Below are 24,676 nucleotides of genomic sequence, written 5' to 3'. Positions count from 1 at the left end.
GCCTCACCGGTTTCCATCGTCAACGCGCAGATCCGTCAGGTGCCGCAGCGGCACGGCGCGCCCGCTGCTGCGCACGATAGGTTTCACGCTCCTCGCTGGTCAGGGTGCGGTCCTTGTTCAGATCGTTGCGATCGAACCAGTCGAGCAGCAAATTGCCCCATTCCTCTGCACTAAGCGCGCCGTCGCCGTTCTTGTCGCCGCGCGCGATCATCGGCCGCAACCGTTCCGGCAGTTCGTCAGGCGTGATCTTGTCATCGCGATTGACGTCATTGTCATGGAAGCGCCGTTCGATCTCGCTGCCGAAATCGAGCCGCGAGGTGACCGTGGGAGGGCTGTAATTCGCAGCCGCTGGCGTTTCCTCATCCTCGTCACGCGCGCCGCACGCAGCCAGAAAAAGCGGCACAATCGCCGCGGCGACGATCCATGATCGCATTGCCGTATCAACCTCCCTCAAGATCAGGCTTCGAGCTCAACGTCCCAATAGAGCCAATCGTGCCATGTCTCATGGAGATAGTTGGGAGGGAAGCTTCGCCCATGTTCCTGCAGGTGCCAGCTGGTCGGGCGGATCGGTTCGATATGGAGCGGCATGCCGGCCTGTTTGGGGGTCCGCCCGCCCTTGCGCAGATTGCACGGCGCGCAGGCGGTGACGACGTTCTCCCAGGTCGTGCGGCCGCCCTGCGCGCGCGGCACGACATGGTCGAAGGTCAGGTCGCGCAGGTGCCCGCCGCAATATTGGCAGGCGAAGCGATCGCGCAGGAACAGGTTGAAGCGGGTGAAGGCGGGGAATTGTGACGGCCTCACATATTGCTTCAGCGCGATCACCGACGGCAGGCGCATCGTCTGGTTGGGGCTGCGCACCTCGCGCTCATAATGGGCGACGATATCGACGCGGTCGAGAAACACGGCCTTGACCGCAGTCTGCCACGGCCAGATGCTGAGCGGATAATAAGACAACGGCGTGTAATCGGCGTTCAGCACGAGCGCCGGGCAGGCGTCCGGATGCCGGATCAGATCGGGATGGAACAAGCGCGCTCCCCTTCGATACCGTGTCGCCGGACCGTGTCGCGTCCCGCGATGACGCCATGATGACAGCCGGAGAAAAGCCGGGTCAAGGGGAGAGGACGAATGAACGACCAGACGAGCGAGAGCGTCACCTATGACGTGGCCGACCATATCGCCACGATCACGCTCAACCGACCGGCGCGGCGCAACGCGCTGAACTGGGACGCTTACGCCAAGCTCGAAGCGGCCTTCCGCCGCGCCGTCAGCGACGAGGACGCGCGCTGCGTGATCGTCACGGGGGCGGACCCGGCCTTCTGCTCCGGCGATGACGTGGGCGAGATCATGGCCGGGCCGGACGCGTTTGCGAAGCGCAAGGCGCCGCCAATCGTGCGGTACCAGCCCACCCCCGCGGCTATCGCCGCGCTCGAATGCGACAAGCCGGTGATCGCCGCGGTGAACGGCGCCGCGGTTGGTTGGGGCATGGAATTGGCGCTCTACGCCGACATTCGCATAGCGTCGGAAAAGGCGAAGTTCGCCGAATTGTTCATCAAGCGCGGCCTGGTATGCGACGTGGGCGGATTTTACCGCCTTCCCTCAATCGTCGGCCCGGCCAAGGCCGCAGAGCTGCTGTTCACGGGCGACGTGATCGACGCGGCCGAGGCCTATCGCATTGGCCTGGTGCGCGAAGTGGTGCCGCATGAGGAACTGCTGACCGCGGCGCGCGCGCTGGCGGGCCGGATTGCCGCCAATCCGCCGCTTGCCCTGCGCTACATGAAGGAAGGGCTGCGCCGTGCCGCTTATGGCGATCCGCGTGACCTGGGTGGCTGGGCGATCGAGACGATCCGGCGGCTGATGGCGACCGAGGATCACAAGGAAGGGGTCGCCGCCTTCATGGAGAAGCGCGAGCCGGTGTTCAGCGGACGCTGAGACCCGAACCGCGCGAGGGACACGGCGGGGTTGCCGAGCGGGGCGAAGCGACGCACATCGCGCGGCGTGATCGTCAGCCGTTTCGCCCCCTCCCCCACCGGTCGCCTGCATCTTGGCCATGCATGGTCGGCGATGCTGGCGCATGATCTTGCCCGCGACGCCGGCGGCCGGTTCCTGCTGCGAATCGAGGATATCGACGGGACGCGCAGCCGGCCCGAGCATGTGCAGACGATCATGGACGATCTGACCTGGCTGGGCCTGAGTTGGGACGGACCGGTCGTGCACCAGTCCGATCGCCTGCCCGCTTATGCCGCGGCGCTCGATCGCCTGCGGGAGATGGGGCTGCTCTACCGTTGCTACTGCACGCGCGCCGAGATCGCCGCCGCCAGCCTTTCTGCGCCGCATGGTGCCGAGCCGGTCTATCCCGGCACCTGCCGCGAACGACAGGACGGCAGTGATCGGCCGTTCTGCTGGCGTATCGACATGGCGCGCGCGGTCGCGCAGGTTGGCGCGCTGGCGTGGCAGGACGGCGAACGGACGATCCCCGCTGATCCTCCGTCGGCCGGCGATGTTGTCCTAGCGCGGAAGGATGCGCCGGCGAGCTATCATCTGGCGGTCACCGTCGACGATGCGTGGCAGGGTGTGACCGATGTGGTGCGCGGGCGCGACCTGTTCGCGGCCACCCATGTCCATCGGCTATTGCAGGCGTTGCTCGACCTGCCGACGCCGCATTACCATCACCACGGCCTGCTCGCTGGCGAGGACGGGCAGCGGCTTGCCAAGCGGCACGGTGCCCCGACGCTGGCCGCGATGCGCGAGAGCGGCGTGAATGGACGGGCCATTGCTGCCGATCTGCGCGCGGGGCGGGTTCCCAACGGCCTCCACACCACCTAGATTGGGTGGCATGCAGACGTTTCTGGTCATCCTCCTGGTCGCGGCGCTCATCGCGACGCTCGTGGCACTGATCCGCGGCATTGTCGCGTTTCTGCAGAACGCCAGCGCGGAGGCGCGGGGGACCGGGCAGACGGGGCCGACCGCCAGCCAGCTGAAGTCCAACCGCATGATGCAACAGCGCATCCTGTTCCAGGCGCTCGCGATCCTGATCGTCGTGGTCATGTTGTTCGCCGCTGGGCGCAACTGACGCGAGCCTTCAACGCTGCGCGTTGAACAAAAAAGCCGGTTGCTCGTTCCTTCTCCTGATCCAGATTAGCGGCAGGGATAACCTTTCCTGTCGCCTCTGATCCATGCGCTGATCGCCTGCCGTGAATGCGTGCCGTGAACTGGGGAGAGCACAGGATGCACGTGCGACACGCAGCCGACGAAGACCCGACCGCCGGGTTCTACAAGGCGACTCGCGCGCTTACTGACGCGCTGGCGGCGCCGTTGAGCGACGCCGACGCCACCGTACAGTCGATGGACGATGCCTCGCCCGCCAAATGGCATCTGGCGCATACGAGCTGGTTCTTCGAGACATTCGTCCTGCGCGACCATGTGCCGGGCTATCGACTGCACGACCGCCGCTTCCCGTTCCTGTTCAACAGCTATTACGAGGCCGAGGGACGGCGCCATGCGCGCAGCCGCCGCGGCATGGTGACGCGGCCGACGCTGGATGAGGTGCGCACCTACCGCGCGGCCGTGGATGATGCGGTGGTCGCCGCACTTCCCACCCTTTCGCCGGCGGCGCGCACGCTTGTTGAGCTGGGCTGTCACCACGAACAGCAGCATCAGGAGCTGCTGGTGACGGATACCCTGCATCTCTTTGCCGAGAACCCGCTCGAGCCGGCGCTATGGGCCGCCGCCCCAAAAGTCCCCGTTGCGATGCCCGCGGCGATCGAGTGGCTCGAACGGGAGGAAGCGATCGTAGAGATCGGCCATGGCGGCGCCGGTTTCGCCTTCGATTGTGAGGGGCCGCGCCATCGCGCGCTGGTTGCGCCGCATGCGATTGCCAGCCGCACCGTCACCAATGGCGAATGGCAGCAGTTCATCGCCGATGGTGGATATCGCGAGCCGCGCTGGTGGCTGTCCGATGGCTGGGCCTGGGTCCAGCGAGAGGCCATCACCGCACCGCTCTACTGGGAAGAGCGCGACGGCGTGTGGACACGCTTCGGCCTCGACGGGCGGCGTGCGGTGGATCCGGCCGCGCCGGTCACACACGTCAGCTTCTTTGAGGCCAATGCCTATGCAAGCTGGGCCGGCGCGCGGCTTCCGACCGAATTTGAATGGGAGGCGGCAGCAACGGGCCATGATCCCGCCGGCGGCAACCAGATGGACGAAGCCGGGCCGGTGGAGCCGCACCCGTCCGCCGAGGGGCCGGCATTCTTCGGCGACGTCTGGGAATGGACCGGCAGCGCCTATCGCCCCTACCCCGGCTTTGCCCCCGTCGATGGGGCAGTGGGAGAATATAACGGCAAGTTCATGAGCGGGCAGTTTGTCCTGCGCGGCGGATCCTGCGCCACGCCGCGCGGCCATGCTCGCGCGTGCTACCGCAACTTCTTCTACCCCCACCAGCGCTGGCAATTCACCGGCGTCCGGTTGGCGAAGGACCTCTGAGGACAAGGCGCCGTCCCACCGTGGTGGCGCCACATCGACATCGATCGGAAAGGGACGCTGATGCTGAAGCCGGAAATGGAGGACGGACAAGCCTCGCTGACGGACCCGCAGTTTCGCGCGGATGTGCTCAGCGGGCTGGAACGCCGCCCCCGGGCGATCCCAGCACGGTGGTTCTATGACCGGCGCGGGTCGGAGCTGTTCGAGGACATTACGCGGCTGCCGGAATATTACCCGACCCGGACCGAAACCGGTATCCTCCGCGACATAGCCGCCGACCTGGCCGCACGTGTCCCGGAGGGGTCCGCGCTGGTGGAATTCGGTTCGGGTTCATCGACCAAGACCCCGCTGGTGATCGATGCGGTCCGCCCCTCTGCTTACGTGCCGATCGACATATCGGGCGACTTCCTGCGCGATTCGGCGCGTGACCTGTCAGCGCGCTATCCCGAGCTGTTCGTGTTGCCGTTCGAGGCGGACTTTACCCGCACGTTGACGCTGCCGCGCACGATCGAGGCATCACCCAAGCTCGGTTTCTTCCCCGGATCCACGATCGGAAACCTGATCCCGCTGGCGGCGGTGGACCTGTTGCGCGCAATGCGCGGCTCGCTGGGTGAGGGCGCGCATCTGTTGATCGGCATGGACCGGATCAAGGATCAGGCGGTGCTGGAGCGTGCCTATGACGACGAAGCGGGCGTGACTGCGGCATTCAACTGCAACCTGCTGGGCCGGATCAATCGCGAGCTGGACGGCACCATCCCGCTCGACGCCTTCCGGCACCGGGCGATCTGGAACGATGATCGGGCGCGGGTGGAAATGCATCTGGAGGCGACCGAGGACGCCGCCTTCACGGTGGAGGGCCGCCCCTTCACGATCGCGGCCGGCGAGACGATCCATACCGAGAACAGCCACAAATACGGGCCGCGCGACGCCCGTATCCTGCTGCGCGCCGGCGGCTGGACCCCAGTTGCGGAGTGGACCGATCCTCACGGGCTGTTCGCGGTGACCCTGGCGGAGGCGCAGCCGGAACGCCCCGCGCCCTGATTGTTGATTGCCGGTCAGGCGATCGGCAGCCGCCCGGTCGATCAGGTCACCGCCGCGCGCTCGGCAAAGGCAGGATCGCGCCACGCGCCCTCGTCCATCACCGCGGCGAGCCGGTCGACCGCCTGCCAGACATCCTCGAAGCTGGTGTAAAGCGGGGTCAGCCCGAGGCGTAGGACATCCGGCGCCCTGAAATCGCCCACCACGCCGCGGGCGATGAGCGCCTGGCAGATCTCCCAGGCATGGGGGTGCGCGATGCTGACGTGGCTGCCGCGTGCCAACGGATCGCGCGGGGTCACGAGCGTGAAGCCATGCCGGACGCAGCGCGCCTCGATACCCGCGATCAACAGGTCCCCGAGCCTTCGGCTTTTCGCCACCAGTTGCGCCAACGTCGTGCCGTCGAAGGTGTCCAGCCCGGACTCAAGCGCGCTCATTGCCAGGATCGGCGGAGTCCCGCAGAGGAAGCGACGAACACCCGGCGCGGGCGCATATTCGTCTCCGAAGTCGAACGGGGCGGCGTGACCCATCCAGCCCGACAGCGGTGACGACAGCGTCTGCTGCAAGGCGCGGGCGACGAACAGGAAGGCTGGCGCGCCCGGCCCGCCATTCAGATACTTGTAGCCGCACCCGATGGCGAGATCGACGCTGCAGCCGTTGAGATCCAGTTCGACAGCGCCCGCGCTGTGGCTGAGATCCCAGAGGATCAACGCGCCCGCACGATGTGCCGCGGCGGTGATCCCTGCCATGTCGAGCATAGCGCCCGTTTTGTAATGGACGTGGGTCAGCAGCACGACGGCCGTGTCCTGATCGATCGCCGTCGCGATCTGCGCCGCCGGCACGGTGCGGACGGTGCGGCCCGGCATCATCTTCGCGACGCCATTGGCAACGTACAGGTCGGTCGGAAAATTGCCGGGTTCAGCCAGGATGGTGGACCGGTCATGGCGCGCGGCACAGGCGGCCGCCAGCAGCTTGAACAGATTGACCGAGGTGGAATCCGCCACGATCACTTCGTCGGGCGAAGCACCGATCAGCGGCGCAATGCGCGCGCCGAGGCGGGCGGGCGCTTCGATCCAGCCGTGCTTGTTCCAGCTGGCGATCAGATCGGTGCCCCATTGCCGCGTAACGGCATCGGCGACGCGGGCGGCCGTCGCACGGGGCAGCGCGCCGAGCGAATTGCCGTCGAGGTAGATCGTTCCCACGGGAAGCGCGAAGCGCGCGCGGCAGGCCGCCAGCGGATCAGCGGCATCCCACGATTGGACCGCGTCGAGATCAGGCCAGTTGGTGGTCATGGGCGCGCTCACAATACAGCCCTCACGGTCAGCAGCTCGGGAAAGAATACCTGGTCGATGACCCGCGCCAGGTACGGCACGCCGGCGGTGCCGCCGGTCCCGCGCTTGAACCCGATCACGCGCTCGACGGTCTTGAGATGGCCGAACCGCCAGAGCTGAAAGCGATATTCGAGATCAACGAGTTTTTCGGCGAGTTCATAGAGATCCCAATGGCGTTCCGGCTCGGCATAGACGGTGCGCCAGCACATCTCGACCTGGGGCGAGGCGACATAAGGCTTTGAAAAGTCGCGCGTCAGTCGATCCTCGGGCACTGGCAGGCCGGCGCGCGCAAGGGCGCGCAGCGCCTCGTCATAGATGCTCGGCTGCGTCAGCGCGTCGGTGAGCGTGGCCTGGGTCGGCGGCGCGTCGGCAAAGACGTCGATCATGGCCGCGTTCTTGTTTCCCATCAGGAATTCCATCGCGCGATATTGATGCGACTGGAATCCCGAGCTGGTGCCCAGCTTCCCGCGCATCGCGGAATAATCGGCCGGGGTGATGGTGGCGAGAATCTCCCAGCTGCCGATCAGCTGCTGCTGCACGCGCGCAACGCGGGCCATCATCTTGAACGCCGGTTCGAGGCGCGATGTGGCGATGGCGTCGCGCGCGGCGGTCAGTTCGTGGAGGCACAATTTCATCCACAGCTCGGATGCCTGATGGATGACGATGAACAGCATTTCGTCGTGCGTACCCGACAAGGGCGACTGGCAGGCGAGAAGGTCGTCGAGGCGCAGGTAGCTGGCGTAGCTTGGGCCCTTTGCCGGGGCGACGGCGGGATCGCTTTGGGTGTCCATGGCCTTCTTTAGCCGCTTTCGGCCGCTTTTGCTTCATGAGCCGGCGCAATCCGGCCAGATCGGATGTCGCGCGCTCAGCGCCCCGCGACGACGAGACGCTGCGTGTCGGCGCGGTCGATCGCAGTCAGTGAAATGCCGCGCGTTTCGCGCATCATGAGCGCCGCGACGAAGCTGACCGCAGCGCTGCCGGCGATATAGAGCGCGAGCAGCAGCCAGCCGTCGTGGTTGCGCAGGATCGCGGTGCCGATCAGCGGCGCCCATGAGCCAGCGACGATCGCCGTTACCTGATACCCGAGCGAGACGCCCGAATAGCGCATCCGCGTCGGGAACATCTCGGTCATGATCGCCGGCTGAGGCGCATACATCAGCGCGTGTACGCCGAGCCCCGCGATGACGGCGGCCAGCATGATCGCCGTGTCGCCGGTGTCGAACATGGGGAAAGCGGCGAAAGGCCAACCGATCGCCAGCGCCGCGCCGGCGAGATAGACCGGTCGGCGACCGATGCGGTCGGCCGCCATGCCGGCCGCGGGGATCGCCAGAACGTGCACGACGTGGCCGAGGAACAGCAACGTCAGGATGCGGCCCGTCTCGATCCCGCGATAACTGAGGTAGGTGATCGAGAAGGTGACGACCATGTAATAGAGGATGTTTTCCCCGAAACGCAGGCCCATGGCGGTGAGGAGCGCGCGGGGATAGCGGCGGAAGACATCGACGAGGCCATAGTCGGCGGCATGGTCAGCCTGTTCGCGCGCGGCCTGGAACAGCGGCGAATCGCTGACCTGTGTGCGGATGTAATATCCGATCACGATGATGACGACCGACAGCCAGAAGGCGACCCGCCAGCCCCAGGCGAGGAACGCCTCGTCCGTCAGCGTGGCCGACAGGATGAGCAGCACCAGCGTCGCCAGCAGATTGCCCAGCGGCACCCCCGCCTGGGGGAAGCTGCCCCAGAAGCCGCGCCGATCGTCCGGGCTGTGTTCGGTCACCAGCAGCACTGCCCCGCCCCATTCGCCGCCAAGGGCAAAGCCCTGGATGAAGCGCAGCGTCACCAGCAGCGCGGGCGCCCAATAACCGATGCTGTCAAAACCGGGCAGGCACCCCATCAGGAACGTCGAGGCGCCGATCAGCACCAGGCTGACCTGAAGGAGCGACTTGCGACCGATCCGGTCGCCCACATGGCCGAACACCACGCCGCCCAGCGGGCGGGCGATGAAGCCAACGGCATAGGTCGCGAAGGCCGCGATGATTCCATCAAGGCTGTTGCCGGTCGGCGGGAAGAACAATTTCCCGAACACCAGTGTCGCAGCGGTCCCGTAGAGGAAGAATTCATACCATTCGACAATGGTGCCAGCCATCGAGGCACCGACGACGCGGCGAAGATAAGCGGAGCTGGTCGCGCCATGATCGGTCATCCGACTTTTCTAGCGACGGCGTCCGACATTGCCAGCATGGTCGGCGATGCGCGCAAAATGATCACCAGCAACGATCGCGTGGCGTACATGGAAACGCTTACACGAAAACAGCGACTTGCAATGGTTAACCAGCTGGCGCAGGCAGCGTCCTCACCGTAAATTTACCGTTCCAGTCTATCGGGCTGCGCATGTCCTTTCCCGTCGCCTCATCAGCAGACGTCAGCGAACGTCGGGCGACGCATGGCGGCGCGGCGTCGTCACGCGAGCAGCTGATCGTCGGCGCGCGCGCGATGGTGCTGATCGGGCTGGCAATCCTGACCGCGAGCGCCGTCGGCCTGGCGACGCATCAGGCGTTTTCGGTGTCCTTGTGGCCGGCCAACGCACTGCTGGCAGGATTGATGGTGCGCAATCCGCGGCTTCGCTGCTGGCCGAGCTGGGTGGGGGCGCTTGCCGGCTTCATCGCCACGGACCTGATGTTCGGGCGACCGCTGTCGCTGGCGGTGATGTTCGCGATCACCAACGTGGTCGGCGCGATGGTGGCGACGATGTTCCTGCTGCGGCTCGACCCGCGCGACCTGGCGCTTCAGCGGGTACACTCCGTCCTGCGCATCGTGATGTCGTTGCTCCCCGCGTGCCTCGCGGCAGGGCTTTGCGGTGCGGCACTGGTGGTGATCGCGTTCAACGGCTCCCCCGCGCAGGCGCTGCTTACCTGGCCGGCGGGCGAATTGGTCAATTATCTGGTCGTCCTGCCCGCGATCCTGAACATGCCCGTGCGCCGGGTCACACCGCGGCAATTGCTGGCCTGCATCCGCGGTTCGACCAGGCCGCGCTGGCCGCTGCTACTGCTGGTGGCGTCGTGCATCGCCGCGGTGCGCTTCGATGGGCCGGGCAGCATCATGTTTCCCATGCCGGGGCTGCTGCTGTGTGCCCTGGCCTATAGCGTTCCTGCAACGGCCGTCATCTCCATGGCGATGGGCGTCGGGTGCCTGACGGCAATCGGCCTTGGCTTCATCGACATCGGCCAGGACATGGCCAATCCGTACAATGTCGTGTCCGTTCGGGTCGCGGTGGCATTCCTGGTGCTGGTCCCCCTGACCATCAGCAGCGCGATCGCGGTGCATGATGGCCTGCTCCACAAGCTGCGCGATGCCGCGAACCATGATCCGCTCACCGGCCTGCTCAATCGCCGCGCGTTCGAGGAAAAGCTGCGCAAGCGACTGGCCGCGCGGCGTGACGACAGCGGGCATCTGGCGGTGCTGTGGCTCGACATCGATCATTTCAAGCGGATCAACGACCAGCATGGCCATCTGGCGGGCGATGCGATGCTCCAGCTGTTCGCCAAGACGGCGCGCGATTGCTGTCGGGAGGGCGATCTGATCGCGCGGCTGGGCGGGGAGGAATTCGCGATCATCGCGCGGGTCGCCGATCCGGCGAGTGCCGAAGCGCTAGCGCTGCGGCTGCGGGACACCTTCGCCGCGCAGCGGATCTTCTGGAACGCCCGAGTGGTCAATGCGACCGTCAGCGTCGCTGCCTGCTGTCTCGATCGGGCGGCGGTCGACCATGTTGATCTGTTCCGGAAGCTGGATGAGGCGCTGTACCGGGCCAAGCGCAAGGGCCGCAACCGGGTGGAGTGGCTGAGCGACCTGCCGCCGGAAACCACCGGGCCATCGGCAGACCGGCCCAACCAGATACGCTATCCCCGCGCAGCCCCTCGCTGAACAGTTGCGCTCCCATCGGCGCCGCCGCACAAGCAGCGCATGGATTATGTCGCGTTGAAGAGTGTCGTGGCGGGCCTGATCACGCCCGCCAATCCCGATGCGCTGGCGCACGTGCATGGGGGGATGGCCGTGTTGCTGCTGGCGCGGCTGATCACCCGCCGATCGCTGTCGACGCCGATCCCGCTCGCCTGTGTCGCCGCGCTCCAGCTGCTCAACGAATGTATCGACCGCTACAATCACGGATCGTGGCGCTGGCCTGATACGATCGCAGACACGATCAACACATTGTTTTGGCCCACCGTGCTGTTCCTCGGGCTGCGCTGGCGGCGCGAGCGGACACCGGTGCGGGCGGCGGCGGCCGAGGACCTGCCCGCCACGACGTAACAACCGTCCGGCAGGCGGCGGCAAAGGGGAGAGGATCGCATGGACCTGGGACTTTCGGGCAAGACCATTTTCGTTGCCGGAGGAAGCCGCGGTATCGGTCTTGGCATCGTGGAAGCCTGTCTCGCCGAGGGTGCGAAGGTCGCCTTCACCGCGCGCGGCGCACAGGCGTTGGCGCAGACTCATGAGGCGCTCAGCGCGCGCTTTGGCGCGGACCGATTATGGAGCGCCGCCGGCGACATGACCGATCCAGGAGCGGTGGAGGAGGCGATGGCCGCCGCCGAAGCGGCGCTCGGCCCCTTGTGGGGCGCGGTGGCCAATGTCGGGCTGCATCCCTGCCCGCCAGGCTTCGACGTTCCCGACGATGCGTGGCGCGGCGGGATGACGCAGAACCTGGATTCGGCCTTCTTTCTAGCCCGCGCCGCCCTGCGCCGCCTGACCCCGCGTGGGGAAGGGTCGGTGCTGATGATCGGATCGATCGCCGGGCTGGCGGCGCTGGGCACGCCCCTCACCTATGGCACGGCGAAGGCCGCACTGGGGCATCTGGCCAAGGAGCTGGCGGTGATCGCGGGGCCGAGCGGGGTGCGGGTCAACACCATCGCGCCGGGCAATATCATCTTTCCTGGCGGCGACTGGGAAGAACGCTCGACCGGCCCGCGCGCCGAGACATGGTGGCGCTGGATCCGGCGCGAGGTGCCGCTGCAGCGGTTCGGCACGCCGGAGGAGATCGGCCGGGTGGCAGCCTTCCTGCTCAGCCCGATGGCCAGTTTCGTGACCGGCGCGATCGTGCCCGTGGACGGGGGGCAGGACCGATAGGAGCGGGTTCAAAAAGCAGGCGTGATCGCTAAGGAGCCCCTCCGCGCGTGGCGGCCGCATGGTCACCGCGTCGCAATGGAGTGCGCAAGCGAGGAGTAGATCGCGCCATGGTACACAAGAGTTGGGGCGCAGGCGCTGGCGCCGACCAACGCCACGCGCGCGGCGCGGGATCCGCGAGGGGAGATGCAACGCTTCCCCGCCTTGAGGCGCGGGCGGCGGAGCGCGCCGCATCGGCGCAGGCACGCGAGGCGCTGCGGCAGGAGCGACGTCGCGCCGATGCGGAGCTGACCGCGAGCGACCCGCATCGCGCGGCCGAGCAGCGCCGCCGCGGTTCGGGACGCAAGGATATTGTCCGGGAGCAGCGCGATACGTCGGGCTATACGATGGTGGTCGATCGTCAGCGCGTCCGCGCGCTCGCCGGCAGGGGGGCGTCGATCGCCAGCCTCGCCGCGGCGTTCAACCTGCCGGCCGACGACATCGAGGCGCTGCTTGCCGATCGCGACGCCGGAAGCCCGGCGGCGTAGGTGAACAACGGCGGTGGCGCCTTGGGACGCCACCGCCGCGTTACATCAGTTGCTGTCGGAGTCGTCGTCGTTGTCGGCGATCAGCACGATGCCGCCGACAACGATTGCCGCTGCGAGAACGGCCGCAATGATGCCGCCGCCAGCGACAGCGCGATCGGACTTGCCGGTGGCGGCGCCGACGCGGGCCGACGAGGCGACGGAAAGCTTCGACGCCGAAGCGGCCGGAGCCGCGGTGGCCGAGATTGGCGCAAGAACAAGCGCGCTGGCCGCGAGGCCGGACAGTATCTTCATCATCCCACATCTCCCTTTAAAGGGCAGCCGAAGCCGCCGGGCATAGCAACGCCAGACTGCTCACAAAGTGTCAACAGAAGCACGATTATCAACAAGCGCTACGTAATTTTCCCCATTGCTGTGTTCCACATGCATCACGCGGCGTGCCTGGACCAACAGCAGCGCTGCTTCGGGCAAAGAACTTGGTTGATCCATGACACCGGTGTCGGGGGAAAGGTCTGTGCCAAGGCAGGCGCGCGCGTGCTACATGGCCGCCGGGCCTCGAACCCGGCCATGACAAAGAGGAAGTTGCCCTGCTTTCCGCCATTCGCAAGATCGATCGCTACAGCCTGCTGCTGCTTTTCACCGTGCTGGTCGCCTCATTATTGCCGTGCAGGGGCGAAGGCGCGCGCCTGTTCGGCGCGCTGACGACCGTTGCGATCGCGCTTCTGTTCTTTCTACACGGCGCAAAGTTGTCGCGAGAGGCGATCGTGCAGGGTTTGACGAACTGGCGCCTGCACCTTGTCGTGCTGGCGATCACCTTCGGCCTGTTCCCGTTGCTCGGGATCGGTACCGCGGCGGTCGCAGGCACGATGCTGACCCCGTCCCTGGCGACCGGGCTGTTGTTCCTCACGCTGCTGCCCTCGACGGTCCAGTCGTCGATCGCCTTTACCGCGATGGCACGTGGGAACGTCCCCGCGGCGGTATGCAGCGCGTCTGCCTCCAACCTGTTGGGCATCGCACTCACCCCGCTGCTGGTTGCGCTGCTGATCGGGGGCGAGGCAAAGGTCGCGGGGGACGAAATCTGGACGATCGTCTTCCAGTTGCTGGTGCCGTTCGTCGCGGGGCATCTTTCCCGCCCGCTGACCAAGGCCTTCGTCGCGCGCCATTCGCGCCTGGTGTCCACGGTTGACCGCGGATCGATCCTGCTGGTGGTCTATACCGCGTTCAGCGCGGCGGTGGTCGAGGGACTGTGGTCGGGGATGCCGATCTGGCAGCTCGTCGTGCTCAGCATCATCTGCGCCATCCTGCTGGCGGTCATCATGGTGGCGACCGCCTGGATCGCGCGGCGGTTGGGCTTCGATCGCGCCGACCGGATCGCCATCCTGTTCTGCGGATCGAAGAAGAGCCTCGCATCCGGCGTGCCGATCGCCGGCGTGCTGTTCCCGGCGGCGCAGGTCGGGCCGATCATCCTGCCGGTCATGATCTTTCACCAGATCCAGCTGCTGGTCTGCGCGCATCTGGCGCAGCGCTATGCTCAGGAGGACGGAGAAGCCGCGCCGGTGCGGGCGCCAGCGTGATTCAAGGGGCCTGGCGACGACCGGGATCAATGGCGATGAGGCAAAGTGGCGGAGACGGAGTCCGTAGAACTGCTTAGTTCGCGAAGGTTCGGGAATGGTCGCTGATGGACAAATTCCCTCTACACTCTAGGGCCTTGGCAGCGTTTTCGCCTGGGCCACCGTTCAAGAGCGATCGCACAGCTTCGTTGACGACCGCGCCACAAGTGGGCACACGAGTGGGCATGAAAGTGGGCGTTGAGGCCGGCTTTCCGGAGACGATCGACACATGGCTCGCCCTATCAACAAGCTGAACGTGAAGCAGGTGGCGAGCCTAAAGACGGAAGGCCGGCACGCAGATGGAGGCGGCTTGTACCTCCGTGTCTCGAAGGCGGGAACACGATCTTGGGTGTTCATGCATGTAGAGGGTGGCAAGCGCACGGAGATCGGGCTCGGGTCGGCGCAAAGCGTGTCACTCGCTTCTGCCCGGCGCATTGCTGGTGAAATGCGGGAGGCGGTCGCGATCGGCAGAAACCCACGTCAGGTGCTGACGCCAGTCGCTCCGGCGGAAATGCCGCGAGTACCGACCTTTGGCGAGTTCGCAGAAGAGTACATTTCCAGTGTTGAGGCCGGCTGGAAGAATCCGGTGCATCGGCAACAGTGGCGGAGCAGTCTTCGCGACCACGCCCAATCCATGCGTGACACGCCGATCGACGCGGTTGGCACTGACGAGGTCCTAGCCGTCTTAACGCCGATCTGGCTGACGAAGTCCGAAACGGCGAAGCGCGTTCGCGGCCGCATCGAGAAGATCTTGGACGCCGCAAAGGCACGTGGAAAACGGCCTCGAGATTCCATGAACCCGGCCGCTTGGCGCGGCCATCTCTCGGTCCTGCTCCCCGCACCTTCCAAGCTTGATCGTGGGCATCATGCCGCCCTCCCGTGGCAAAATGCGCCGGCGTTCATGGCTGAGCTGCGACAGCGAGAAGCTGTGGCCGCGCGCTGCCTTGAGTTCGTCATCCTCACTGCAGCGCGCAGCGGTGAGGCACTTGGCGCCACTTGGGGTGAGGTCGACATGGCCAAGAAATCATGGACCGTACCGGCTGCGCGAATGAAGGCAGGTGCCGAGCACGTTGTCCCGCTTTCGCAAGCCGCCCTTGATCTTCTGAAGCGGGTCGAACCGGCGATTGTCCAGCCCGAAGCCGCGATCTTCGGAGTTGGCGGAGCAGCGCGCTCGAACATGGCGATGGCGATGCTGCTCCGACGCATGAAACACGGGGACATCACTACCCACGGCTTCCGTTCAACCTTCCGCGACTGGGCCGGTGACGCAACAGATTACCCGCGCGAGCTCATCGAAGCAGCGCTTGCGCATACGATTCAGAACAAGGCCGAGCGTGCTTACCGCCGCGGTACGGCTATCGAACGACGCCGAGAACTCATGGAACGGTGGGCAGCCTACCTCGGGAACACTCCCACAACGTAGACCTCGTACAATCTTGAGCACGCATGGCGCCGGCAAACGGCCGATGCGATACCCGCATCGGCCTGGCCGCGCTCACTCCAAGTCAGGCAAGCGGAAGCTATACGTTAACTCCTGTGGTTCTCCGGCCACCAGTCGTCGTCGCACTTGAATCCTCGTATCTTCGCGAATGAGTCGAGCCTGCACCTCAGGAGTGGACAAGCGTGCAGTCCAGTTAGGAAAGACTCGATTGATCGCTTGGGAGCGAACCATGAGTTCGCGGCGGTTCTTGTGGTGCCGCACCAACACGGCCGCCGTCCTAGTCATCGATGGCTCAGGAGTGACTTGCCCGTAACCGAGATGAACAGTTTCAGGATCTCGCGCCAGTAATGCGAGCTCCTCGTCGAAGGGCTTCGATTTTGGCAATCTGGATAATAGAGTCTGCAGGCATATACGCGGCGAGTTTCCAGGATGTCCGTAGTTCGGCAAAAGCCCCCAGCTTTCCGCCAACCAACCAGCAGCATAGATCAAACCAAACGTATTCGCAGCATGACACGGTTGTCCATCATGTTGATCGATCCCCGCCCTACTCTTAAAAACCTGAATGCGCTCTGTGATCATTTCACGAAGGCCGGCTTCATCCTGCGCAAGCTTCAGTACCAGGCGCGAGATGAAGCTGTTCATCAGGTGACCCTGGTGATGACTTGCGGCTGCCTCAAGGCTTCGGGAGAAGGACGCGATGTCCGGCTCTCCGGCGGGGTGTCTATCGAAAACGCCGAGACTTCGATCCGTCCCAAGCACCAACTTGATGGTACGAGCATCGATCAGCGTCGCCAATTCGGTGCCGGCACCGACCAGATCTGACATTGGCCGCGTGTTAAGTAAGATGTACGACTGCGGGCGTGAGCGCTGACCAGCGTCGCAGAGGAACTTCGAAACCTGAGCCCTTCTTGACGCGGAAGATGCCGCCGCCAGGATGAGGTCAGCATCGCGAACCACATGGAGCAGGTCGCGGAAGAGATCTTTGCCGTTCTTCGAGAGCTCCAGCACATCCGGGAATGTTAAGGCGCCCGAACATGAAAGGGAGAGTTGCCCCAGGATTGAGCGCCAGATAGCCATCAGCGGCGCTCCGGCTGCGGCGTTTGGCAGCACCAATTCAATGATCAACGGCTGCTGCGACAGCATGCCAAGTGCGACGAGGGGAGCAGCAAGCGCCAACTGCACCGCTGTTTTTGGGAGGTGTTGCCCCTTCAGGCGGCCGCCCACCCCATCTGACCAACCCTCGAAGGAGCCAATCAATCGCTTCGATGCGTTGATTTCACCAATATACGGTCCGGGTACAGCGTCTGGCGGCGACATGATCGAGCCATCCGCAAAGGCAAAATGAGGACCACTAAAGCCCGGCTGGTCGATTGGTGGGGCACCAGCGTACGGCGTTGCGGCCGCGATCATCGCGGCGATCTGCTCCCGGTCGCTCTGATCCCTGAGATAGATGCCGCAGCGCGCTAGCTCTGCTCCCAGCTTGTGTCGCGATCCCCTAGCAAGGGATCCTGGCTCCCAAAATTGCTCGCGCGGGGTGGTGAGGCAGGCGTACTGGCGCCCTGCATCGGTGGTCGCTAGTTCGACCTTCTGCCGTGGTTTGCTCATGATGTGTGTCTTTCCCGAAAAGTCAGAGTCCCCTCTGTCCCCGACGCCCCCTCAGGCGCCGAGGCAGAACGAATCCCCGAGATGAATGTTGGGAGATTGAGCGCGTGATTGTGCGCTAGCCAGTGTTGTGCAGTAATATGCTGCTAATATGCTGGTTGTGGCCGCTATGGTGGGTGTTGATGGCAGTAACGCACATCATCGCCCCTCAATTCGATTACGCGGGTTTGCTCGTTTTGAGCGAACAAGGCCTTTGGTTGTCACACCCAACTTCACCAACAGCGTGAGATCCTGCAGCCTCCAGCGATCGAGCCACAATAGGCTCAAGCTATGGTACGGCTCCGGGATGCGTCCTTGGCGGCTTCGGCGTACCATCCGGGGGTTCTCTTCGTCCCCTAGGTTCACGGTGACTGTCTTCGACCAGTAGCTCTGCAGCCGGTAGCTCAGCGTGTAGGGGACATTGCGCAACGGCCGCCGGCTGAAGTGCACCTTTTGATATACGGTGCCCGACTTTCGACCCTCAGGCCGCGTACTCCGGAACATGGGACCAGCCGCCAGGCGCCGCAGCACGTTCAACATGCCGCCCGCCGCGACGATGTGGTAGTGCAGCTGGAACCGCTTCGTGATGGGATCGAAGTCGCCGTGGATCGAGGCGAACAGCCAGCCGTCGACATCGCGGACGCCGTGGCGGTGGAGGTGTTGAAGGAGGGCTGCGTTCAGCTTGCGCGGGTCGGTTTGCAGCAGCTCCTCGCTGTCCTTGGACCAGTCCTCGTGGACGATGGTGACGGCGCCCGCCCTCATTTTGCGCGCTCATCGCACAGCTGCCAGAGCGCACCGACGACGTCGATACGCTGCTCGCGCATGTAGCGGCTCGATGCAGGTGTTTCAGGGACTGAACGGCCATCTAGGCGATCGGCAAGATCGTTGGCTGCGGCCTTCAGCTTGGGAGGCAGCTTCGCCGATCGAAGCAGCTTCGCCCGTCGACGATCCTCTTTGGCGCTATCTGCCGCCTTCTCGAACTTTGCGTTCGGATCCAAGTCCACGCGATACTTGCGGGGCGGTCGGCCGATTTGAGTGATGTTACGGCGGGGCACCTCAACGCCCTCCGCTTTGGCTCACGCCGTTCGCCACCAGCTGTTCGATGCTGGCACGGGTGATGAGCGTACGATGACCAATCTTGCAGCGGACCAGGAGCCCCTGCCGCAAGAGTGAGAAAACCAGCGTACGCTTTACGCCGATGAGGCGCCCAGCCTCACGCACGTCCACGAGGATGGAAGCGCAGGGCGCGGGTTCGGCTTGTTTGATCGACATAGTCGTTCCTCCGTTGTTGGAGGAAGACGAACTATGCCGCACTCACGCGATTTGCCAAGGAAACGTCTCGGCCGACATTCTCCGGGAAAATGCAAGGTTTCCATTGTCCGAAAGCGAGCTTCCGCACGAGGCATATTAATTCTTCCGCCGTGCAGCGTTATATCTGTGACCAGCACTCTTTATTTCTCGTCTTACATGCCTGTTAGTTAACCCCCACACCCGATCTGCAACGGATCTCTCGATCTCGGCTATAGTATCCGGAACCAAAACGTTTCGGGCGGACTTATCCCATCGTGATACCGTGTCCCACTGATGCCCAACAGCATTAACGAACATCTTGTCGACTTCGTGCATAGGCAATTTCGTACGGTCTAAAGATTGACCAAGAAGGACAAGCTCCAATCGCAACTTGTTCAACGTGTATGCGTTTGTTTCCTTTCCCCGTCTTGCTGAAGGGGCAAAAATTTCAGGCGTCTCGCCGGCGTTCAGGGCATTAATGGCGTCGATCATGGCCGCGGAGTATGCACCTGAACCTTCTTCGCCTGCCCCTGCAATTTGATCAAACATCGGCTCCAGCCACCGTAATGCTTTAGCTAGCTGCGCACGCATTACCTCAGGCGAACTATTATTACCTTCGCCATCTCGAAAGGCGGAGTATTGCTGAATCATTAACATAGAAGTGTTTTTTGGCAAACTCTTCAAATATGAACTCACGCTTTTCCTCACCAATTTCTATAATAGCACGAGTAGCTTCCTCAGCTGCATCAAAAAACTCTGGCATCCCGTACTTGTAGCCAAGGTCCATACCTAACACAACGCAGTACAACTCTAGTTTCTTAGAGAGATAATGCATCAATCTGACAATTACCTCGCGCTCCTCATCGCTCCATTTAACATGTAGCCAACTCCTTCCTATATATGGCTTAGCCATTACGTATCTCCCAAATTTGATGCTACGATTGACTAAAAGGTGTCTTTGCCCAGGCGATGGTGGACGATGCCATGTAGAAGGCGCGCGAGCGCGGCGAAAGCGCGCGCATGGTCATCACCGTCGGGGAGTCCACCCGCCAGCTTGTCGCCAACCGCATCAAGACCGCGGCCGCTAAGCGGAGCCTAGCGCTCGTCTCGGCGGGTCGGGAACACTGCCCCGCGCACACTCATCTTGGCAGGGTCTCAAGGCTCTTGCAGTGCGACGATCTCGTTATTAGAGTCGCGCAACCACAAAGCGATGTCCTCGAACTCCAGAATCGTAATCATCGCCTTGGGTGGATCGGCACGACCAACGCATTCGGGATCGCATGTCACCATGGTGAAGGGATTGCCGTCTTCGGTCCGCTGCCAAAAGCCCGCGACGGTTGATCCACCACGTTGAACCACATCTCGCCCTTCAGTGGAGGCTCGCCGTCGCCGAGGGCATGCTTGTCGGGCGTGAACTCGCAGAACTCGGCCGGCGGCACGATGCAGCGGTTTTCCGGCTTCTCCGCGAGCTTCCGCCACTGTGGCAGTCCGAGCTGGCGGGCATTGGTCATCGGCCATGCGGCCTTACCGCCCAAAACGTCCCAGGTCATCACGTCCCACGCGCGCTCGTCATCCTGCTCGCGAATAACGTAGTTCCGGCTCTTGGGCCGCAGCTCGCGCGAATCGAACCGATTGTCGCGGGGCCGCTCGCTGAAGAGCTTGGCGGCCGAGCGCCACAGGTCTCGGGCTCATTCGACATGCGGGCGCGATTGCACATGATCCGATCCTCAGCAGCCGCCCACAATGGCAACTGTCCGTTGCGCATATAAGCTCAGCGTCCCGGGCCCTAAGACGGGCAGGGCTCACCTCCCGCGTTAAAAGCCCCTGCCGCACTGCTGGCAAACGACGTTCGAGATCTGATCGGCGACCGTCAGATGGTACGTCATCTGCAGGCCGTTCTTGTGAATCGTGGTGCCGCAGCCAAAGCAGCGCGTGTGCATGGTGCCCGCGCCGCATCTCGCGCAGCCGAAGTACCATTTCCGGTTGTCGCGGCCGGTCCTGCCGGGAGCGACGTCCTCGACGTCGTGCGTCGTGCCGCAGCTGATGCAGAAGCTTGACGTCGCGGTGCAGACCTCCACGTCCCCCTTCGGCCCACGGATCGTTTCCGCTTCCGGCTCGGGGAACACATCCTGCAGTTCCATTGCGATGAGACGGCGCAGGTTCGTCACCGACCCTCCGACCCCGGCGATGTCAGCGGCAAGCTGGATGCTGCCATGGGCATGTCGCGTCGGGTACCGATGCCCGTAGTCGCAGTCGCGGCCCCAGCCGAGCGGCGATGAGCGGTCCCGGATTGCGCCCCGCGCGGGCTGCAGGATGAAGACGCGACATCCGTCCTGATCGTACCTCTTCGTCTCCACCAGCAGCTTCAGCATCTCGGCCAGCTCGTCGTGCTGCCACCGGGTCCGGAACTTGGCGTCCATGACCAGTCCCGACGCACCGTTTTCCAAATCCCGAAAGATCGACTTACTCGAGCTGTCCGGTCGATCCATCTCGAAGCGGAGCCGGAAGTCCGGACGCCTGCCGTTGTCGAGCATCGGCTCGATTTCGACGCGGGCCGTCATGTTCGGATCGGCACGACGGAAGTCGACGGAGAAGCCCTTGTTAGCATGCCCTCCGGCGCGACAGGCCGATGCGATCACTTGCTCAACCCATTCGCCCTGTGGCGCGAAGTCGAAGTCCTCCATCAGAACGTCCATGATCTTAATCAGGCACCAGCGCTCGTAGACGGCGCTGGCGTGGAGCATGTTGATGCTGCCCAGCCGATCCAGCGCATCGCCCCCGATGCCGGTATGGCGCTCGAGTTCCAACACCCTTTGAAACGCCCCCAGAGCCGCGGCATAGATCGGGTTCTGTGCGAAGCGCATGCCCATCGGGAACATGGCGGTCGAGCCGACTCCGGCCCTTTCCCATCCCGCAACTTGCATGCCCATGTCACGTTCGAAGACGTGGAGGCTGTCGTGGACCGCCTCGCTCAGTCTTGCGCGCTGCTCAAGGTGTGCCGCCCGGGATCGGGCCGTCCGCGCCTCGAGTTCGATCTCCTTGCGCTCCGTGGCGCTGAGCCGCCGTTGCCAGCCGTTCTGCTCCAGGCTGGCGCGCGCTGCCATCCTTCGCTGCAGGACGGGTGAGTGAACCTGAACCTGCGCGATGTGAGTGAAGACGGCTCGACGGAAACCTATCCCATATTTTGATTTGAAAGTCGTGACGGCAGCATCGCCAATCACCCTCAGGGCAAGATGCTGATCGATCCGACGTCCCGCCATGACGAGATCGTGAAGCCGTTCAGGCAGTCGGGCTACGCTGTGGTTGATGCCGTTCTTGGCGTCGACAGCGCTGTCGCGGGACGGGTTAAGGTAGAACATCTCTCGCGGACCACGACCGCCTTCCCTGAACTCGTCCCCGATTTGGAAGTAGAACTCCCGTCCGCTGCGATCCGGCACCGAAGGATCGGCTGACCATTTCTCGATGGCGTCCATTGTCTGAACGATCTCGGCGATCTGGTTATCGAAGATCTCCGGGTCGACCTCGACCACGTCCATCGCTTTGAGTCTTTCGGTCCGGACCTTTTCCCTCTCCGCCCTCGCAGCAAGATGACCATGATGGCGATCAGATGCACGTGCGATCGAGTGGGCGAGGCGGCGACAGTGCTCGACCATGCCGCGGACATACCTGTTCTCCGGCACGTCGGCGCTCTCGACCGCGACGCGCCCGGGATACGCCCTTGCTCCCGGGCGCCGCATCGCGGCCCTGAAGGTGTCGGCGCTGGGCCTCAGCTTCGTGGTCGGCACGAGGGTGGTCGCCTCCCGGACCTCGCGCGCGTGATGCTGGAGGACCCGTCTGGCTGCCTGCGCGAAGTCGGCGAGAGCCTCGACCAGTGCTTGGCTGTAGTCGGAGCCCGCCTGTGCCGCGGCACCCGTCGGCTGTCCGACGGCAAGCCACACCATATCGTCGCGGAAGTCGTCGAGATAGTCCTGGGCATGCGCCCGGTCGAGCTCCAGCGCGACCGCGTCGACGACGAGCCCGCGCCCGGGGCCGATCTCGATCTCAAAGGTCCCGAACGAACGGTGCATCTCGGCGACGTGCCGCCCGGCCTTCCTGCTCCATCCCGTCGCAGGGATCCACCATTCGCGACCTTGGTCGTCTTGGATCTTGAGCCACGGCGTGCGCTCGTCCTGCGCTCCCACTGTGACCGGCTCCACATTGGCGAGCGGCCCCGAGAGATGGAGGCCGAGCCACGGGGCGAAGTCCCGGAAGATCGACACCTCGGCGTGCAGGACGCCGTCGGGCGCCTTCTCGATCTCGATAGAATGCGTCGATACCGTCACCTTGCGCGGCGTGTTCTCCGACTCCCACTGGATTTCGAGATAGTGCGCCAGCACGTCCATTGGCCGGTCAGCGCAGCCAGTAGTTGACGACGCCGTTATTGCCTTCGGCCAGGCGGATCATCCGATCGAGTTCGGCGACGCTGCCCGCGTCCATGTTGACGTCCGTGCTCTCCAAGCGTTTCGCCAGTTCGTCGCGCAGCTCGACAAGGATATTGCGCCGCGCACGTCCGCTCCCGGTGGGCCGGGCGGCGTCGAACGCCATCTTGGGCAGGATCTTGTGCCGGATTACGCCGTCTAGCGCCTGGTGACGGCTGAGGCCTGCGGCGTCGGCTGCCGCTATGTATCCCTGCGCCTGGCGGATCGCGCGCAGACCGAACTCCACGCCGAGCGGATCGAGGTACCGGCGCGAAATGTCGGACAGGAAGCGCACGTCCTCGTCCCGCCGGTCGAAGGTGGGATAGTCCTGTCGCAGGCCGATCTCGTCGGGCCGGATCAGGATCGACGGCAGGTCAGAGGGGAGGGCGTCAGCAGCCGCGTCGATCTCGGCCTCGATCGCGTCCCAGTCGGCAAGCATCGGATTGCTGAACCGGAGCACGTGCACGCGGTCGAGCACCTTGGGGGACAGCTGATGCGTTGTCTCGTCCATGTTGACCGCGCCGAAGATCCAGACGTTCGCCGGCAGGGTCAGGGACATGGGCATGCGCATCTGCGCCGCGAGCGAGCGTCGCAGGCGGGCATGATGCATTAGCACCGACTCCTTGTCGGCAAGACCGCTCAGGCGGTGGATCTCGGCGTTGGCCCGGTCGTCGCTCAAGATGTCCTCAAGCGTCGCCGTGTCGCCGAGCCCGGCGCGCTGACGCGCCTCCGCCTCGACATGGAGGAATAGCCCTTGCTCGACGACGACGTGACGCTCCTCGTCCGCGGTATAGAGCTGGATCGTCGGCAGGTCGGCGCGCTGCTCGAGCAGGCTGAGGAAGTCGGCGAAATAGTGCTCGACCCGCGCGAGGTTCATCTCGTCCAGACAGATGAAGTGGGGAACGTCGGGCTCTCGCGCGGCCGCCTGGAGTGCGACCAGGAACGGGGTCGCCTGATAGCTGCGCTCCATCGGATTGTAGTATCCAAGCAAATCCTCGGGACCGGTCCAGTTCGGCTTGACGGGCACGACGGTGCAGACGCCGCCGATCGCATCGGCCGCCGCGCGGACAAGGCTGGTCTTGCCCGAGCCCGAATCCCCCGCGAGCACGACGAGGTCGCGCGTGCGCAGCAGCGCCAGAAAGTCGCGGAGCAGCGCCTGAGTGTAGAGCAGGCCGTTCTTCTGGAGCTGTACCTGCAGCACCGGCGCGAGGCACGAGAAGTCGCCGTCCAACGCTTCGGAGAAACCGACGCCGGAGCGATCGTCCCGACCGCCTTCGTTTTCCGGCATCACCGCATCGATGTCGCTGGCGTCCACCAGTCCGAGGGCGATCAGCCTGTCCCGCTTCTCGCTCAGCAGTTCCTGCAGCTGACGGTGTCGAAGTTGCATGAGCTGCGTCTCTTCCTCGATCTGTCGTTGTTGCCGTTCGAAATGATCGCGTTCCGCTGCCAGTCGCTGCTGGAGATCGTCGGCTTCCTTGCGTGCCGCGTCGACGCGCAGCCGATGCCCCGCCAGTTCCTCGTTCAGGCCGGCGAACATGGTGCGTGCGTCTTCCTCGGCCTGGCGGCGGGTCGTTGCCAGCTCGGTCAGCCGCCGCTCGTTCTCGGCATGGCGGCGTGCGAGTTCCTGGTCCTCTTCGAGAACCGAGTTCCGGACGTGGTCCTCGATCTCCTCTCGTGCCGATGCGGAGATGCGCTTCACCGACTGCGCGCCATGGACCTGGATCTGCCACTCGTTGGGCAGGTCGCTCAGCAGCCT

The 24,676-nt window shown here is 64.4% G+C and carries 25 protein-coding genes and 1 pseudogene; 11 read left to right on the top strand and 15 right to left on the bottom strand.

Annotated features, from left to right (window positions below):
- Positions 1-19: 19 nt before the first annotated feature.
- Both L8F96_RS15920 and L8F96_RS15915 read right to left on the bottom strand, forming a co-directional pair.
- Complete coding sequence (locus tag L8F96_RS15920) at positions 20-433, bottom strand: EF-hand domain-containing protein (RefSeq protein ID WP_125945368.1); 414 nt, start codon at positions 431-433, stop codon at positions 20-22.
- Between the two features lie 23 nt (positions 434-456).
- Positions 457-1,026 (bottom strand): HNH endonuclease, encoded by a 570-nt coding sequence (locus tag L8F96_RS15915; protein ID WP_125945367.1) that lies wholly within the window; start codon positions 1,024-1,026, stop codon positions 457-459.
- A 99-nt stretch (positions 1,027-1,125) separates the two neighbouring features.
- On the opposite strand from L8F96_RS15915, the gene L8F96_RS15910 reads away from it, so the two are divergent.
- From L8F96_RS15910 to egtD, 5 genes are all read left to right on the top strand, one after another.
- Positions 1,126-1,929 carry an enoyl-CoA hydratase/isomerase family protein gene (locus L8F96_RS15910; protein WP_046409365.1) on the top strand — a complete coding sequence of 268 codons (804 nt, stop codon included), beginning with the start codon at positions 1,126-1,128 and terminating at the stop codon, positions 1,927-1,929.
- A gap of 66 nt (positions 1,930-1,995) precedes the next feature.
- Positions 1,996-2,823, top strand: coding sequence for a tRNA glutamyl-Q(34) synthetase GluQRS (gene gluQRS, locus L8F96_RS15905; RefSeq protein WP_334656635.1), 828 nt, complete (start codon positions 1,996-1,998; stop codon positions 2,821-2,823).
- Between the two features lie 10 nt (positions 2,824-2,833).
- Positions 2,834-3,070, top strand: a complete 237-nt coding sequence (locus L8F96_RS15900; RefSeq protein WP_046409368.1) for a twin transmembrane helix small protein — start codon at positions 2,834-2,836, stop codon at positions 3,068-3,070.
- Positions 3,071-3,225: 155 nt separating this feature from the next.
- Positions 3,226-4,479, top strand: a complete 1,254-nt coding sequence (gene egtB, locus L8F96_RS15895) for an ergothioneine biosynthesis protein EgtB (protein ID WP_334656634.1) — start codon at positions 3,226-3,228, stop codon at positions 4,477-4,479.
- Positions 4,480-4,539: 60 nt separating this feature from the next.
- A complete protein-coding gene (gene egtD / locus L8F96_RS15890) occupies positions 4,540-5,517 on the top strand; it encodes an L-histidine N(alpha)-methyltransferase (protein ID WP_334656632.1) in 978 nt (325 codons plus the stop codon).
- 41 nt (positions 5,518-5,558) lie between these two features.
- Here egtD and kynU read toward each other — a convergent pair whose 3' ends face one another.
- The 3 genes from kynU to L8F96_RS15875 all read right to left on the bottom strand — a co-directional run bounded on the left by kynU (position 5,559) and on the right by L8F96_RS15875 (position 9,045).
- Positions 5,559-6,803 (bottom strand): kynureninase, encoded by a 1,245-nt coding sequence (gene kynU, locus L8F96_RS15885; RefSeq protein WP_145117700.1) that lies wholly within the window; start codon positions 6,801-6,803, stop codon positions 5,559-5,561.
- Between the two features lie 8 nt (positions 6,804-6,811).
- On the bottom strand, positions 6,812-7,633 hold the full coding sequence (locus tag L8F96_RS15880; protein WP_125945361.1) for a tryptophan 2,3-dioxygenase: 822 nt from the start codon (positions 7,631-7,633) through the stop codon (positions 6,812-6,814).
- A gap of 74 nt (positions 7,634-7,707) precedes the next feature.
- Positions 7,708-9,045: an MFS transporter gene (locus L8F96_RS15875; protein ID WP_136450939.1), complete on the bottom strand. Its 1,338-nt coding sequence runs from the start codon at positions 9,043-9,045 to the stop codon at positions 7,708-7,710.
- 188 nt (positions 9,046-9,233) lie between these two features.
- Between L8F96_RS15875 and L8F96_RS15870 the strand changes: the two genes are divergently transcribed.
- The 4 genes from L8F96_RS15870 (at position 9,234) to L8F96_RS15855 (ending at position 12,484) form a co-directional block, all read left to right on the top strand.
- A complete protein-coding gene (locus L8F96_RS15870; protein WP_334656631.1) occupies positions 9,234-10,763 on the top strand; it encodes a GGDEF domain-containing protein in 1,530 nt (509 codons plus the stop codon).
- A 39-nt stretch (positions 10,764-10,802) separates the two neighbouring features.
- The gene (locus tag L8F96_RS15865) at positions 10,803-11,147 is read left to right on the top strand and encodes a hypothetical protein (RefSeq protein WP_334656630.1); all 345 of its coding nucleotides are present in this window, start codon (positions 10,803-10,805) and stop codon (positions 11,145-11,147) included.
- 39 nt (positions 11,148-11,186) lie between these two features.
- A complete protein-coding gene (locus L8F96_RS15860) occupies positions 11,187-11,960 on the top strand; it encodes an SDR family NAD(P)-dependent oxidoreductase (RefSeq protein WP_334656629.1) in 774 nt (257 codons plus the stop codon).
- 107 nt (positions 11,961-12,067) lie between these two features.
- Positions 12,068-12,484, top strand: a complete 417-nt coding sequence (locus L8F96_RS15855; protein ID WP_334656628.1) for a hypothetical protein — start codon at positions 12,068-12,070, stop codon at positions 12,482-12,484.
- 45 nt (positions 12,485-12,529) lie between these two features.
- On the opposite strand, the gene L8F96_RS15850 is transcribed toward L8F96_RS15855, so the two are convergent.
- Positions 12,530-12,775 carry a hypothetical protein gene (locus L8F96_RS15850; protein ID WP_334656627.1) on the bottom strand — a complete coding sequence of 82 codons (246 nt, stop codon included), beginning with the start codon at positions 12,773-12,775 and terminating at the stop codon, positions 12,530-12,532.
- A 293-nt stretch (positions 12,776-13,068) separates the two neighbouring features.
- On the opposite strand from L8F96_RS15850, the gene L8F96_RS15845 reads away from it, so the two are divergent.
- Both L8F96_RS15845 and L8F96_RS15840 read left to right on the top strand, forming a co-directional pair.
- Positions 13,069-14,055, top strand: a complete 987-nt coding sequence (locus L8F96_RS15845) for a bile acid:sodium symporter family protein (protein ID WP_334656669.1) — start codon at positions 13,069-13,071, stop codon at positions 14,053-14,055.
- A 265-nt stretch (positions 14,056-14,320) separates the two neighbouring features.
- Positions 14,321-15,514 (top strand): tyrosine-type recombinase/integrase, encoded by a 1,194-nt coding sequence (locus L8F96_RS15840; RefSeq protein ID WP_334656625.1) that lies wholly within the window; start codon positions 14,321-14,323, stop codon positions 15,512-15,514.
- A gap of 72 nt (positions 15,515-15,586) precedes the next feature.
- Here the strand turns inward: L8F96_RS15840 and L8F96_RS15835 are convergent, their stop codons facing one another.
- From L8F96_RS15835 to L8F96_RS15795, 9 genes and pseudogenes are all read right to left on the bottom strand, one after another.
- The gene (locus L8F96_RS15835) at positions 15,587-17,137 is read right to left on the bottom strand and encodes a hypothetical protein (protein ID WP_334656624.1); all 1,551 of its coding nucleotides are present in this window, start codon (positions 17,135-17,137) and stop codon (positions 15,587-15,589) included.
- A 195-nt stretch (positions 17,138-17,332) separates the two neighbouring features.
- Positions 17,333-17,935, bottom strand: a complete 603-nt coding sequence (locus L8F96_RS15830) for a hypothetical protein (RefSeq protein ID WP_334656622.1) — start codon at positions 17,933-17,935, stop codon at positions 17,333-17,335.
- A complete protein-coding gene (locus tag L8F96_RS15825) occupies positions 17,932-18,171 on the bottom strand; it encodes a hypothetical protein (protein ID WP_334656621.1) in 240 nt (79 codons plus the stop codon). The genes L8F96_RS15830 and L8F96_RS15825 overlap by 4 nt, the downstream gene beginning before the upstream one ends.
- Positions 18,172-18,229: 58 nt before the next feature.
- Entirely contained in the window at positions 18,230-18,445 is a 216-nt protein-coding gene (locus tag L8F96_RS15820; RefSeq protein ID WP_334656620.1) for a helix-turn-helix domain-containing protein, read from the bottom strand.
- Between the two features lie 135 nt (positions 18,446-18,580).
- The gene (locus L8F96_RS15815) at positions 18,581-19,120 is read right to left on the bottom strand and encodes a hypothetical protein (protein WP_334656619.1); all 540 of its coding nucleotides are present in this window, start codon (positions 19,118-19,120) and stop codon (positions 18,581-18,583) included.
- Positions 19,074-19,376 (bottom strand): hypothetical protein, encoded by a 303-nt coding sequence (locus tag L8F96_RS15810; RefSeq protein WP_334656618.1) that lies wholly within the window; start codon positions 19,374-19,376, stop codon positions 19,074-19,076. Before L8F96_RS15810 ends, L8F96_RS15815 begins: the two co-directional genes overlap by 47 nt.
- Before the next feature lie 242 nt (positions 19,377-19,618).
- Positions 19,619-20,180 (bottom strand): annotated as a pseudogene (locus tag L8F96_RS15805) (SOS response-associated peptidase family protein).
- 97 nt (positions 20,181-20,277) lie between these two features.
- Positions 20,278-22,845 (bottom strand): hypothetical protein, encoded by a 2,568-nt coding sequence (locus L8F96_RS15800; RefSeq protein WP_334656617.1) that lies wholly within the window; start codon positions 22,843-22,845, stop codon positions 20,278-20,280.
- Between the two features lie 7 nt (positions 22,846-22,852).
- Positions 22,853-24,208, bottom strand: a complete 1,356-nt coding sequence (locus L8F96_RS15795) for an McrB family protein (protein ID WP_334656668.1) — start codon at positions 24,206-24,208, stop codon at positions 22,853-22,855.
- Between the last annotated feature and the right edge of the window lie 468 nt (positions 24,209-24,676).

The sequence above is a fragment of the Sphingomonas panaciterrae genome (assembly GCF_036890205.1).
GTDB classification, from domain to species: domain Bacteria; phylum Pseudomonadota; class Alphaproteobacteria; order Sphingomonadales; family Sphingomonadaceae; genus Sphingomonas; species Sphingomonas panaciterrae.
The sequence above is the reverse complement of the archived record's forward strand: the minus strand, read 5'-3'. Positions and strand labels throughout refer to the sequence as shown.

Bases quoted from the DNA above. Each gene is read 5' to 3' on its own strand.
- L8F96_RS15870 (WP_334656631.1), top strand. From the start codon at position 9,234: ATGTCCTTTCCCGTCGCCTCATCAGCAGACGTCAGCGAACGTCGGGCG.
- L8F96_RS15920 (WP_125945368.1), bottom strand. From the start codon at position 433: ATGCGATCATGGATCGTCGCCGCGGCGATTGTGCCGCTTTTTCTGGCT.
- L8F96_RS15900 (WP_046409368.1), top strand. From the start codon at position 2,834: ATGCAGACGTTTCTGGTCATCCTCCTGGTCGCGGCGCTCATCGCGACG.
- L8F96_RS15910 (WP_046409365.1), top strand. From the start codon at position 1,126: ATGAACGACCAGACGAGCGAGAGCGTCACCTATGACGTGGCCGACCAT.
- kynU (WP_145117700.1), bottom strand. From the start codon at position 6,803: ATGACCACCAACTGGCCTGATCTCGACGCGGTCCAATCGTGGGATGCC.
- L8F96_RS15795 (WP_334656668.1), bottom strand. From the start codon at position 24,208: ATGCCGGAAAACGAAGGCGGTCGGGACGATCGCTCCGGCGTCGGTTTC.
- L8F96_RS15840 (WP_334656625.1), top strand. From the start codon at position 14,321: ATGGCTCGCCCTATCAACAAGCTGAACGTGAAGCAGGTGGCGAGCCTA.
- L8F96_RS15850 (WP_334656627.1), bottom strand. From the start codon at position 12,775: ATGAAGATACTGTCCGGCCTCGCGGCCAGCGCGCTTGTTCTTGCGCCA.
- L8F96_RS15865 (WP_334656630.1), top strand. From the start codon at position 10,803: ATGGATTATGTCGCGTTGAAGAGTGTCGTGGCGGGCCTGATCACGCCC.
- egtD (WP_334656632.1), top strand. From the start codon at position 4,540: ATGCTGAAGCCGGAAATGGAGGACGGACAAGCCTCGCTGACGGACCCG.
- egtB (WP_334656634.1), top strand. From the start codon at position 3,226: ATGCACGTGCGACACGCAGCCGACGAAGACCCGACCGCCGGGTTCTAC.
- L8F96_RS15835 (WP_334656624.1), bottom strand. From the start codon at position 17,137: ATGAGCAAACCACGGCAGAAGGTCGAACTAGCGACCACCGATGCAGGG.
- L8F96_RS15830 (WP_334656622.1), bottom strand. From the start codon at position 17,935: ATGAGGGCGGGCGCCGTCACCATCGTCCACGAGGACTGGTCCAAGGAC.
- L8F96_RS15855 (WP_334656628.1), top strand. From the start codon at position 12,068: ATGGTACACAAGAGTTGGGGCGCAGGCGCTGGCGCCGACCAACGCCAC.
- L8F96_RS15810 (WP_334656618.1), bottom strand. From the start codon at position 19,376: ATGGCTAAGCCATATATAGGAAGGAGTTGGCTACATGTTAAATGGAGC.
- L8F96_RS15860 (WP_334656629.1), top strand. From the start codon at position 11,187: ATGGACCTGGGACTTTCGGGCAAGACCATTTTCGTTGCCGGAGGAAGC.
- L8F96_RS15815 (WP_334656619.1), bottom strand. From the start codon at position 19,120: ATGTTAATGATTCAGCAATACTCCGCCTTTCGAGATGGCGAAGGTAAT.
- L8F96_RS15875 (WP_136450939.1), bottom strand. From the start codon at position 9,045: ATGACCGATCATGGCGCGACCAGCTCCGCTTATCTTCGCCGCGTCGTC.
- L8F96_RS15820 (WP_334656620.1), bottom strand. From the start codon at position 18,445: ATGTCGATCAAACAAGCCGAACCCGCGCCCTGCGCTTCCATCCTCGTG.
- L8F96_RS15880 (WP_125945361.1), bottom strand. From the start codon at position 7,633: ATGGACACCCAAAGCGATCCCGCCGTCGCCCCGGCAAAGGGCCCAAGC.
- L8F96_RS15800 (WP_334656617.1), bottom strand. From the start codon at position 22,845: ATGGACGTGCTGGCGCACTATCTCGAAATCCAGTGGGAGTCGGAGAAC.